This is a genomic window from Geobacillus sp. BMUD, assembly GCF_013096845.1.
GTDB lineage: Bacteria > Bacillota > Bacilli > Bacillales > Anoxybacillaceae > Geobacillus > Geobacillus vulcani.
Map to the genome: position 1 here is coordinate 46,135 of NZ_SDLA01000016.1, position 12,592 is coordinate 58,726.

A 12,592-nucleotide genomic window follows, 5' to 3' on the forward strand; every position below is an offset into this window, starting at 1 on the left:
TTTTTATCGTACCTATGAGGGATTGAAACCTTCCCTGTTTATACGGGGCTTCTTACCCCCGAACAGTTTTTATCGTACCTATGAGGAATTGAAACTTCGTCTCCGCCGCTTTATTGGTGTATTCAACCATGGTTTTTATCGTACCTATGAGGGATTGAAACTTTTGCGGAAAATTTTTCGTTTCAAATCAGGGTATTCGGTTTTTATCGTACCTATGACGAATTTCTCACTGTGAGCAGGATGCCGCCTTGAGGACGGCGAATAGAAAAAGGGAGACCGTCAAGGTGAGGTGATTGAATGGCGATTGACCATGATCGGCTGTTCAAAGAGCTGATCCGCACGTTTTTCGAAGAGTTTCTGCTCCTCTTTTTCCCCGACATGCACGAGCACATCGATTTCCACCATCTGTCCTTTTTATCCGAAGAGCTGTTTACCGATGTGACGGCCGGTGAAAAGTACCGCGTCGATCTGCTGGTCGAGACGAAGCTGAAAGGCGAAGACGGGCTGATCATCGTGCACGTGGAAACGCAAGGGTATGTCCAGCCATCGTTTGCCGAGCGCATGTTCCTCTATTTCAGCCGCTTGTATGAAACCTACCGGACCCGCATCGTCCCGATCGCCGTCTTCCACTATGATTCCTTTCGCGAGGAGCCGTCTGTGTTTTCGATGGAATTTCCGTTTGGGGAAGTGCTGCAGTTTCGCTTTTTTCCGGTGGCGCTGCGGAAGAAGCAGTGGCGGGAGTACATCCGGCAGGACAATCCGGTTGCAGCTGCGCTGCTCAGTCAAATGGGGTATACTGAAAGGGAGAAGGTGGAGCTGAAAAAAGAGTTTTTGCGCATGCTGGTGCGGTTGGAGCTCGATGAGGCGAGGCAGCGGCTGCTGCTTGGGTTTTTTGAGACGTACGTGAAGTTGACGGAGGAAGAGGAACAACAGCTGCAAAGCGAGGTGAAGGCGATGGAAACGAAAGAACGAGAGAAAGTGCTGGAGCTGATCATCTCCTACGAGCAAAAAGGGAAGAGAGAAGGGCTGGAAGAAGGGGTAAAACGCGGCCTTGAGCAAGGGATGAAGCGGCTTATTCAGACGATGGCGCAAAAAGGGATGACGGCCGCCGAGATTGCCCGGTTGGTGGATCTTTCTGAAGAAGAGGTTCGAAGCTTGCTGAGCGAGTAAGAGGAAAAGGGTTGATCGATCTCACCCTGGTGTTTCCTGTTGAATGAGTAAGAGGAAAAGAAGAAGGCGGTCATCCACCGCCTTTTTTTCATGAAGTTCGATTTCAGCCGCTTGTTCCGTGGGAATCGCACCAGTGAGTCGTGATTTTTATTGGGGAGGGAAAAAGGTTGTCTATGGACTTTTGCCTCATCAGTGTGTTATGTGAAGGGGATTTTCATGCAAGGGGTATGCGGATGCTTCTGCATCATCGATGTTTGACGTGTTCTCCTCTATATTGCCTACTTTCAAGGTTTTTATTCGTAATTTTGATCGTAATTTATGACAAAAACATGAAACATTATAAATTTTTACAATAATTTTCTTAAATATGGTATAATTGAATTAGTTTGAATGATGCAGAGGGGTGATAGATTGATCGAAGCGATCGCCCAAATTGGGAAGATAGTGCTTGAAAAGCAAGGAGAGGGGTCAGTGGTGGATCAGTTGGTGGAGAACCCCGGCTATCCTGCTTGTGTGCTTGTTGCAGTGCGTGCGGACGAAGAAGGGAATGTTGGTTGGGAAGGTTGCGAGATTGAGGAATGCGGAAGCGATTACAAAAAATATTTGTTTCGTTCCGGTTCGTCTCGCGGAACCAATTATTCGCCGACGGCGAAAATTACAACGATTGAAAATACATATGAACAGAAAGTCATTGGCTGGTTTCGAACGGTTACCCGCAAAATGGATCATCCCGTTCTTCGGGCGATTGAGCAATTGCTTGTGCAAAAAAAGGAAGCGATCTTGCAGGAGTTGAGGGAAAAGCTCTCTCTCTCAGCCGATCGTTCCCTTATTTCGCTAAAAATGAACGGCTCCTATTTATATGACTGTGAGCCGTTTCGCGATGCTTTTTTGCATCTAGTTCACGAGAAAGATATGGAGTTGTCGGCTCGGGACCAAGTATGCGCTATTTGTGGGGAGCGCAAAGATACGGTCATCGGAAAATTATCCGTGTTTCGGTTTTACACGTTGGACAAGCCCGGATTTATTACAGGAGGGTTTGACGAGGCCAAAGCGTGGCGAAATTACCCTGTCTGTTTATCTTGCAAAGCTCATATTGAAGAAGGAAGAAAGTTTGTGGAGTCCCATTTGCACTATCGCTTTTACGGCTTTTCTTATTTCGTCATTCCGACATTGCTTATCCCTGCTGGCAAGGATGTATTGGATGAATTGCTTCAATATTTGACAGACGGAAAGAAAGACATTCGCGTTCATCAAGAGCAGGCAGATTCCTTTATGACGACGGAGGAAGACTTGCTTGGGCTCATGCAAGACTATGATAATTCCCTGTCGCTTCAGCTGTTGTTCTTGCAGAAGATTCAAAGTGCCGAGCGGATTTTGTTATTGATTGAAGATGTGTTGCCGTCGCGAATTAGTGAATTGTTTCAAGCGAAGAAAGCGACGGAGTTTCTTTTGTATAGAGAAGGGGACCATCCTTTTCACTTTGGCTTTCTTCGCACCTTTTTTCGGCCGGGTGTCTATGATAAGTACTTTTTGCAAGTGGTGGAGTATGTATTCCAAAAGAAGCCCCTTTCGATCTCGTTTTTCGCTCCCTTTTTTATGGAGCAGCTTCGGGCTGATTTTTATGATTATGAAGCTGGCGATTGGTCGTTTGTCAACAAAACACGTCAAGCGCTTGCGGTTGTGCTTTTTTTAGAACAGGCGGGCGTGCTGGTCAGGAAAGGAGAGAAGGCGGTGCAAGGGAAATTTGCGCAGTTGTTTGATGCGTACGGGGGACAGCTGGAGTCTCCGGAAAAACAAGCTGTTTTCCTGTTGGGGGCATTGACGCAAATGTTGCTTGACATCCAGCAACAAAAACGGGGAAGCAAGCCATTTGTGAAGCAATTAATGGGGTTGAAGATGGACGAGAAGGCGATCAAAGGGCTGCTTCCGAAGGTCATCGGAAAACTCGAAGAATACGAGTCTTACTATGCGAGCCATCGACAGTTGGCGGAAGAAATTTCCCATTTATTCCTATCCTCTTCCCCAAGATGGAAATTATCTGTCGATGAATTGAATTTTTATTTCGCCTGCGGGATGAACTTATCGTGGAAGGTCAAAGAAATCGTAGCGAACAAGGAGGAGAAATAATATGGTCAAGCACCGTTCCGAGCTGCTCTTTTTGTATGATGTGCAATGGGCAAACCCGAATGGCGATCCGGTTGACGGGAACAAGCCGCGCATCGATGAGGAAACGGGGAAGAATATTGTCACCGATGTTCGGCTGAAACGGACGATTCGGGATTATTTATATGACTATCGTCAACAAGAAATTTTTGTCCGCGAAATTGCGCAAGACGATGAGTATATTCAAGATGCGAAGGCCCGGGCAGAAGACTTTTTAGTGAAAGACGGCGAGAAACTAGATAAATCGAAGCTGACCTTACGCGAAATGAAAAAAATCATCAACGATGAAGTGCTGCGTCAATGCATTGATGTGCGGTTGTTTGGCGTGACATTGCCGATTGAAAAAAATCAAAAGGAAAAAAGCTCAATTACCCATACAGGGCCGGTCCAATTTAAAATGGGGCAATCGCTACATCGGGTGAAGATAGAGTATATCAAAGGAACCGGAGCGTTTGCCTCAGGTGGGCAAATGACACAAAAGACGTTCCGGGAGGAATATGTGTTGCCTTATTCCCTCATTGCTTTTTACGGGATGATCAATGAGGCGGCGGCGCGCTTCACAGGATTAACGGAAGAAGATGTGGAGCTGCTGATGGAAGCGATGTGGGAAGGTACGAAAAACTTAATTTCGCGTTCGAAAGTTGGACATGTTCCGCGGTTGCTTCTTCGCGTCGTCTATCAAGAGCCGTACTTCCATATCGGAGAGCTGGATAAGTATATTTCTCTTCACACCGAAAAAGCGGAAGAGGAAATTCGGGATGTCAGCGATTATGTGCTTGATGTGTCGCGATTGGTTGAAGTATTGGTTCAACAGAAAGAACACATCGCCAACATCGAGTTGCGTCAAGACGGAAGGCTTGCGTGCAGCGAGAATCTGGCTGAGCGCTTGCGCAAAGAAGGAATCGCTGTCGATATTCAGTAACAGGGAATGAGTGCGATGAATGTGCTTGTATTTGATGTTCGAGCCGATTTTGGCCATTTTCGCCAAATGTATTCGACTTCCTCGCCGCTGACGTACTCGTTTATTCCCCCAACGGCTCTTTTTGGTTTGCTTGGCGCCATCGTTGGAGTGGGAAAAGAGGAAAATGACTATTTGCGGGTGTTTAACCATGAGACGACGAATGTGGCTGTACGCCTGATGGAACCTGTACGAAAAACAAGAGTCGGCATCAACTATGTCAACACAAAAGGGAATATATGGGTTCCGAAGCAGCGGCGGGAAGGAGCACGAACGCAAATTCGTGTAGAGTTTTTGCGTTTTCCTCGTTTCCGTTGCTACGTATATATGAACGATCACGAGCGATTTTCGCAGCTTGTTGATTTCGTTCGGCAGCACAAAAGCGTCTATACGCCGTGTCTAGGATTGAGTGAATGTTTAGCGGATGTACAGTTTGTCGCTGTAGACGATTTTCATCGGGTTGAAGCGATCGACAAAGAGCCTGTGCCTATTTGTTCGGTCATCCCAGGAAGAAACATACAAGCGTTGAAAGTAGAGCCGGGAAAAGAGTATCGCAAGGAACGAGTGGCTTGGGAGATGGATCCGGCCCGGGTAGTTTCTCGGTATGAAGAAGTGATTTTCGAGGCGGGGGCGCGTCCGCTCCTCGCTTCGGCCCCTTATTATTGGCAGAATGCGCAAGGAGAACGGATTGTCTTTTTCTATTCGAATGGAAAGGGAGAGTAGGATGTATTCTCATCCCCATTATTTTTTGTCGGATCATTTGCGAGGGGTGGAACAGCTTTCCTCCCTCTTTTTGTCTGAAAAGTCCGTCCGTCTCGCCGAGTCCGGACAGTTGGCGGAAGTGAATCGGTGGATTGCGCTTTTTCATGATATCGGCAAAAGTCATGCCTTCTTCCAGCGATACATCCAATCACCGGATTCTTTTCAAGATCCGCCTGCATTAAAAAGCCATGCGCTTTTGTCGGCCGTCCTATTAGCGGTTTTTTTACAAGAAAAGGGGATGGATGAGTTTTGGCGATTGTTGGCGTTTCTTGTCGTGAAGCGGCATCATGGCAATTTAGACGATTGGCTGGAAGAACTAAAGCGGATAGGGGACGAGGCCAAGACGTTGTTGAAACGTCAAGCTGAAGCAACAGACTTTTCCGCACTATCCAAACAGATGGCCTGTTTGGGTGTTGGACAAGAAGCGATTTGGACGAAAGAAGTGTGGTTGACGTGGATTGAACGATTTTTTGCCGAAGCTCGCTCGTTGCGCCGCTGGATCATGAAATGGAATCGAAGCAATGATTCGCTTGTGCCATATTTGCAACTGTTGTTTCTCTTCTCTCTGCTCATTGATGCAGATAAGTCAGAAGTTGGAATTTTGCAAAAGCAGTCATGGTTGTTTTCCGGGCGCAAGGACATTCCGGCCGACTTGATTCTGCGCTATAAGCAGCAACAATCGTGGCCGAAAACGACGTTGAATGAATGGAGAGAGCGGGCGTTTCAAGAAGTGGATCAGGCGCCGATCGATTTGCGTCATCATGTGTATTCGTTGAACTTGCCAACCGGAATGGGAAAAACGTTAGCCGGTCTCCACTTTGCCTTGCGTCTTCGCCACGAAATCGAACGCCGTCAACGGGTGACGCCCCGAATCATTTACAGTCTTCCTTTTCTCAGCATCATTGACCAGACGGCAAGTGTTCTAAAAGACGTTTTTGCCGCGAGCGGAATGCAGGAGGATCACCAGCTTTGGCTTGCGCATCATCATCTGGCTGATATGCGTTATGTCACAAGGCAAGATGAGGAGCGGTACGACGCTGATTATGAGGCGGCGAAACTGCTGGTGGAAGGTTGGCATTCGGAATTGATTGTGACTACCTTTGTGCAATTGTTCGAAACGATTTTTTCTCACCGCAATGCTTCACTGCGCAAATTTCATCGGTTGGCTAATTCCATTATTCTCATCGACGAGGTGCAGGCCGTTCCTCATCGTTATTGGTTGGCTGTTCGCCGCTTGTTTGCCGCGATGGCGGAAGAACTCGGCTGTTATTTTATCTTCAGCTCGGCAACGGATCCAAAATGGTTTCCAGAAGCGGTTTCCCTTGTCAATGAATCGGCCTATTTTCAACTGCTTTCCCGGGTGACCTTGCATCCAGACATCGACGAGCCGGTAGAGATCGAGGAGTTTGCTCGGCAAATCGAGTGGGATGAGGAAAAAACATATTTATTCATTTTGAATACGATTGAGAGCGCTAAAGCTTTATACCGTGCCTTTCTAGACGAAGGCGTAGATGAGGGGGACATGACGTTTTTGTCCACGCATATTCCGCCAAAAGAACGCCTGCGGCGGATCATGGCGGCGAAAAACGGGGAGTATCGGATTGTCGTTAGTACGCAGTTGATCGAGGCGGGGGTTGATATTGATTTTGATGTGGTCTACCGAGACTTTGCCCCCTTGGATTCCATCCAGCAGGCAGCTGGAAGGTGCAACCGCCATGGACAGCGGGGAGGGGAGGTGCACATTGTTCGCTTAACAGACAACAAAAAGCGATTATACGCGAGCTATATTTATGATGCGATCCGCTTAGACATTACACAGACTTTGTTAAAAGGAAAAGCGAAAATAGAGGAAAGCGAATTTTTACAGTTGATTACAGCCTATTTCGAAACGCTGACTGCACGAATGAGCAATAACGAGTCCGAACGGCTGTTAAAAGGGATGATGACGCTGTACTTTGATGGGGAAGAAACCGTTGATCGCCTTCCTGTGTCGCACTTTCGCCTGATTGAAGGAGAAGGGGAAAAATTCAATGTCTTTATTGAGCTGGATGAGGAAGCGAGCGAAGTGTTTCGTGAATATGAGACCATTTTGCGAATCAGCGATCGGTGGGAGCGGAGGAAGAGATTTTCTGATATTAAAACCCGCTTTTTTCAATATGTCATTGCGATTCCAGCACGGGTAGATCACCAGCCGCCGATTGTCCATGGGATCGGGTATGTGGGACACGATTCGCTGTCAGATTTTTACGATGAGGCGCTCGGGTACCGGACGAAAAGTGAAGGGCTCATTTGGTAGGTGAGGTTGATGGAATATGAAATGCCTGTGACGGGAACAGACATTTGGTACTATTACATTTGTCCGCGCGAAGTTTGGCTGATGAAGCATCAGATTGCTCCAGACCAGGAAGATGAAGCGATAGAAATTGGGAGATTTCTTTCTGAAACAACTTACCAGAGGGACAAGAAAGAAATATCGATAGGTTCCATTGTCATTGACCGCATCCGTCAAGAAGACGGCCAGTTGATTATAGGAGAAGTGAAGAAGTCATCAAGCTATATAAAAAGCGCTCGAATGCAGCTGTTATACTATTTAGATACGTTGAGACAGGCGGGGATCTACGCGAAAGGGGAACTGTTGTTTCCAAAGGAGCGGAAAAAAGAACGTGTCGAATGGACTGAGGAAGGGCGGCATGAGTTAGAACGTGCCATTGCCGACATCCGCCGCATCACGCGAATGCCTGTCCCGCCGCCGCCGAAAAAGATATCATTTTGCAGCAAATGCGCCTATCGTGAATATTGTTGGGCGGAGGAATAAAAATGAAAAAGACGCTTTATATTTTCCAAAATGGTGAGCTGCGTCGCAAAGACAATAGTCTGTATTTCGAAACAGAAGGACGTAAACGTTATATACCGGTGGAAAATACGAATGATATTTATATTTTCGGGGAAGTGGACGTATCGAAACGGTTTTTGGAGTTTGCGGCGCAAAAAGAGATCATCGTTCATTACTTTAATCATTATGGCTATTATGTCGGCTCCTTTTATCCGCGTGAACATTTGAATTCCGGACATGTCATAGTAAAGCAGGCGGAGCATTACATTGATCCAGCCAAACGATTGGAGCTCGCCCGTCTATTTGTGCAAGGCTCCATCCGCCAAATGGAGCGGGTGCTCAAGTATTACCGTTCCCGCCTTTCTGAACCGGAGGAATTGGAAAAAGCGCTGCAATTGATCGAACGGGAAGAAGGGAGGTTGAATCAGGCGGAAACGGTGGAGCAGTTAATGGCGGCAGAAGGCCATATTCGTGAAGCGTATTATGCTTCGTTCGATACCATCATCTGCCATCCAGATTTTGTGTTTGAAAAACGGACCAAACGGCCGCCGCATAATCGTTTGAACGCACTGATTAGCTTTGGGAACTCGATTGTGTACACGATGTGTTTGAGTGAAATTTATAAAACGTATTTAGATCCGCGCATTGGCTTTTTGCATAGCACGAACTTTCGCCGCTTTTCATTGAATTTGGATATTGCGGAAATTTTTAAACCGATCATTGTCGATCGCTTGATTTTCACCTTAGTGAATCGATATATGTTGTCGCATAAGCATTTTGAGAAATTAACCGACGGCATTTTGTTAAATGAAGAAGGAAGAAAGTTATTTGTCAGTGAATTGGAGAAAAAAATGCAGACGACAGTTCAACATCGTCATCTCGGGAAGTCTGTATCGTATCGTCGTCTCATTCGCCTTGAGTTATATAAAGTTCAAAAGCATCTTCTCGGTGAAAAAACGTACGAGCCTTATGCAGCTCGTTGGTAGGTGGAAGCACTGTGTTTGTGATTCTCGTGTACGATTTTAACGAAAAGCGTGTGGCCAAAGCGCTGAAAATTGCTCGTAAATATCTTCATTGGGTACAAAACTCGGTGTTTGAAGGGGAAATCACAACGGCGAATTACGAAAAGTTAAAGATGGAACTGCGCCAAATGATGGATCCTGATGAGGACTCGGTCATTTTTTACACGTTTCGCACCCAAAAGTACTCGAAAAGAGAAGAAATGGGGGTGAAAAAGGGCGGGGATGAGTTCATCTTATAAATGAAGAAGGAATGGTATTTATCTATAGAAGGCAGGGTATTCACATGAGACTGACTATTACGATGAACGGGCGGCAGGGCCCGGTGTCGCTGCCGCTTCATTATCAGCATTTGCTGCAAGGCCTGTTGTATCGTTCGCTAGAAAGCGAACGATTGGCGACGTTTTTGCATGAGATCGGCTTCCGCCATGAGAAGCGATCGTTTAAACTGTTTACATTTAGCCGTCTATTTGGAAGGCATGAAGTGGATAGGGGAAAGAAAACGATACGATTTTTGGACGATTTCCAATGGCATATCGACACGATCCTCCCGGATTTGACCGAGCAGCTCGGACAGCAGTTGTTGCTGCGGCGGGAGATTTGGCTTTACGATCAGCCGGTGGAGGTCAAAAGCGTGAAGATGGAAAAGGTGGAAATTGCCCAAAACACCATCGAGGTGGCCATGCTCTCCCCGCTGACCGTATACAGCACGTATGAAACGATCGATGGCAAAAAGAAAACGCATTTTTTCGGGCCGGACGACGACGTCTTTCCCCACCTCGTGGAGCTGAATTTCCGCCATAAATACGAAGCGTACTATGGCGTCGAGCCAGAAGAGAGATTGATGATCGAGCCTGTCCATGTCCACCACCGTCATCGAGTGGTAACAAGATTCAAAGATATGTATATTACGGGCTGGTTAGGCCATTATCGTCTTTCCTCTTCTCCCGAACAACTGACGTTTCTATACCACGTTGGCCTAGGCAGCCGCAATTCCCAAGGATTCGGCATGTTTCGGTTAATCAGCGAGTGAGCCATTCTGATTGTCGTCGACCTCCAATCGTGCAAAAACCCCAGGGGGTCGACGACATTGGTTTTGATCGCTTGATCCCTACAGCCATCAAGGATAGATTTCATTGACAGAATCTTCGAAACGTGTTATTCTGAGGATGACGTTGAAGGGAAAAGGTTGATATGACAACACTTTTTGGAGTTTTTATCGTACCTATGAGGGATTGAAACTCGACAATCACACCGATTTCGCCACGGTAACCAGCATCGTTTTTATCGTACCTATGAGGGATTGAAACTGGAGAATTTGAAGCTGGAGAATATGAAAATTTCCCCTGTTTTTATCGTACCTATGAGGGATTGAAACATGGCATCCTTGCATATGATGACACCCCCGGCGTGTTTTTATCGTACCTATGAGGGATTGAAACTCACACCGCCCTTCCCGGCCCAAAAGACTACGGGTCGTTTTTATCGTACCTATGAGGGATTGAAACACGAATTGGAGGCGATTTTACATGGGTAAAGCCGAGTTTTTATCGTACCTATGAGGGATTGAAACTGAAGCCGAATTTTTCGCCGGCCAGCCGCCCGTTTAGTTTTTATCGTACCTATGAGGGATTGAAACCGGCGACGTACGCGCAAACTACACTGATGAAATCAGTTTTTATCGTACCTATGAGGGATTGAAACGCAGTAATGAGGACAAAGGAACGTTAAGTGAAAAGGTTTTTATCGTACCTATGAGGGATTGAAACTTCGATTTCAGCACCAGGAAACCCGCGGCACGGCCGTTTTTATCGTACCTATGAGGGATTGAAACCGGCTTGTTCCGGGTGTGGAGGATACGTCCCCACATCGTTTTTATCGTACCTATGAGGGATTGAAACTCGGTACGTAACGTTTTATAACTCAACATACTATCAGTTTTTATCGTACCTATGAGGGATTGAAACCAAAGCTGACAAAAAAGAACGTGTGGAATCATTCGGTTTTTATCGTACCTATGAGGGATTGAAACAGGTGCGGACGTACCGAACAAAGTTCGTGACAGGTTGTTTTTATCGTACCTATGAGGGATTGAAACGTCTCCTCGGCTCCGCTACCCACCGGACTAGGCTAGCCGTTTTTATCGTACCTATGAGGGATTGAAACTTCACAAAAATTCACTAATTTGAATAGATTCCACGTTTTTATCGTACCTATGAGGGATTGAAACGCTGACCGCATTGAGACAATCATCACATACAACCTGTTTTTATCGTACCTATGAGGGATTGAAACCCCAAATGCGGGCGCCTTCAGCCCCCTTTGGAAATGGGAGTTTTTATCGTACCTATGAGGGATTGAAACTTGAAATTCATGAATCCAATGTTGCGTTCCTGATTTATGTTTTTATCGTACCTATGAGGGATTGAAACCATTGAGGTGAACCATGAAACCAAGCATTCATTTTCGGTTTTTATCGTACCTATGAGGGATTGAAACCATTGCATGAGCACTTCAAAAGACTCGAGGAAATATGTTTTTATCGTACCTATGAGGGATTGAAACAGAAAATGGAGATATACGGCGACATATTGGAACTGATCGGTTTTTATCGTACCTACGAGGGATTAAAACATAACTCAAACTCCAAGCTGCCTTCTTTGGCTTTGGCGGTTTTTATCGTAACTATAACGAATGAAAACCGACACCTACGTTTGCTCACCCAACCGGTCTCTTTGTAAACATTTGTGATGAAAAGAACGGAACTCCCCTTGTTGTGCATCACGGTTTTATAAATTTTTGGTTTTTCTATTTTAAGGTTAGAGAGCTAACCACCGCGACAGGAGGCTTCGCATCGATGCGCCAAAAACTTCGCAATCTCGGGTTTTCGATCGGCACGCTTCCGACAGGGAAGCGGAATCAAATTACGGATGTGTCCGGCGTTCGGGTCGGGCATGTGACGGTTCGTGAAGAGCGGGATGAACGGACGGTGATCCGCACTGGGGTGACGGCGGTGTTGCCGCATGGGGGGAATTGGTTTTTAGAGAAGGTGCCGGCGGCGTGCTTTGTCCTGAACGGGTTCGGGAAAACGGCGGGGCTCGTGCAAGTCGAGGAGCTGGGGACGATCGAGTCGCCGATTATGCTGACGAGTACGTTCAGTGTCGGCGCTGTCTGGCAAGGGACGCTTGAGTATATGATGGAGATGACGCCGGAGATTGGCGACACGGCCGGGTCTGTCAACATCGTGGTCGGGGAGTGCAATGACAGCTATTTGAACGCGGCGCGGGCGCTGGCGGTGACGAAGGCGCATGCGAAACAGGCGATTGCCGAAGCGCGGGTGGATATGGAAGAAGGAGCAGTCGGCGCGGGGACGGGCATGATGTGCTTCGGCTGGAAAGGAGGAGTCGGCAGTTCATCGCGGATCGCGGGCGGAATGTATACGGTCGGGACGCTTGTCGTGAGCAATTTTGGGCGGCGTGAAGAGCTGCGGTTTGTGCCATATGTGCCGCCGTCGTTTGATGAGCGGGATGTGCCGCCTGGGTCGATTATGATGATCGTGGCAACCGATGCGCCGCTTGATGCGCGGCAATTGAAGCGGTTGGCGAAGCGGGCGGCGGTGGGGCTGGCGCGGACGGGGAGTCATGTTCATCACGGCAGCGGCGATATCGTCATTGCCTTTTCCACGGC

Annotated in this window: 10 protein-coding genes and 2 CRISPR repeat arrays (1 of these 12 cut by a window edge); all 10 genes read left to right on the top strand. The window is 47.2% G+C overall.

The window, feature by feature from the left end:
• Positions 1–161: a CRISPR direct-repeat array (repeat unit 30 nt; unit sequence GTTTTTATCGTACCTATGAGGGATTGAAAC); it begins 132 nt to the left of the window's first position.
• Positions 162–297: 136 nt separating this feature from the next.
• Positions 298–1,170 (top strand): Rpn family recombination-promoting nuclease/putative transposase, encoded by an 873-nt coding sequence (locus tag ETC05_RS14645; RefSeq protein ID WP_171661342.1) that lies wholly within the window; start codon positions 298–300, stop codon positions 1,168–1,170.
• A 411-nt stretch (positions 1,171–1,581) separates the two neighbouring features.
• Positions 1,582–3,297 carry a TIGR02556 family CRISPR-associated protein gene (locus ETC05_RS14650; protein WP_171661343.1) on the top strand — a complete coding sequence of 572 codons (1,716 nt, stop codon included), beginning with the start codon at positions 1,582–1,584 and terminating at the stop codon, positions 3,295–3,297.
• A gap of 1 nt (position 3,298) precedes the next feature.
• Entirely contained in the window at positions 3,299–4,255 is a 957-nt protein-coding gene (gene cas7b / locus ETC05_RS14655) for a type I-B CRISPR-associated protein Cas7/Csh2 (protein ID WP_171661344.1), read from the top strand.
• A gap of 15 nt (positions 4,256–4,270) precedes the next feature.
• Positions 4,271–5,014, top strand: coding sequence for a type I-B CRISPR-associated protein Cas5b (cas5b, locus tag ETC05_RS14660; protein WP_171661345.1), 744 nt, complete (start codon positions 4,271–4,273; stop codon positions 5,012–5,014).
• 1 nt (position 5,015) lies between these two features.
• Positions 5,016–7,349: a CRISPR-associated helicase Cas3' gene (cas3, locus tag ETC05_RS14665; protein WP_171661346.1), complete on the top strand. Its 2,334-nt coding sequence runs from the start codon at positions 5,016–5,018 to the stop codon at positions 7,347–7,349.
• A 9-nt stretch (positions 7,350–7,358) separates the two neighbouring features.
• Positions 7,359–7,868, top strand: coding sequence for a CRISPR-associated protein Cas4 (gene cas4, locus ETC05_RS14670; protein ID WP_171661347.1), 510 nt, complete (start codon positions 7,359–7,361; stop codon positions 7,866–7,868).
• 2 nt (positions 7,869–7,870) lie between these two features.
• On the top strand, positions 7,871–8,872 hold the full coding sequence (gene cas1b / locus ETC05_RS14675; RefSeq protein WP_171661348.1) for a type I-B CRISPR-associated endonuclease Cas1b: 1,002 nt from the start codon (positions 7,871–7,873) through the stop codon (positions 8,870–8,872).
• 11 nt (positions 8,873–8,883) lie between these two features.
• Positions 8,884–9,147 (top strand): CRISPR-associated endonuclease Cas2, encoded by a 264-nt coding sequence (gene cas2 / locus ETC05_RS14680; protein WP_033022484.1) that lies wholly within the window; start codon positions 8,884–8,886, stop codon positions 9,145–9,147.
• A 44-nt stretch (positions 9,148–9,191) separates the two neighbouring features.
• Positions 9,192–9,938, top strand: coding sequence for a CRISPR-associated endoribonuclease Cas6 (gene cas6 / locus ETC05_RS14685; protein ID WP_171661349.1), 747 nt, complete (start codon positions 9,192–9,194; stop codon positions 9,936–9,938).
• A 179-nt stretch (positions 9,939–10,117) separates the two neighbouring features.
• Positions 10,118–11,607: a CRISPR direct-repeat array (repeat unit 30 nt; unit sequence GTTTTTATCGTACCTATGAGGGATTGAAAC).
• Between the two features lie 155 nt (positions 11,608–11,762).
• On the top strand, positions 11,763–12,592 hold an 830-nt coding region (locus ETC05_RS14690), incomplete at its 3' end, for a DmpA family aminopeptidase (protein ID WP_171661350.1).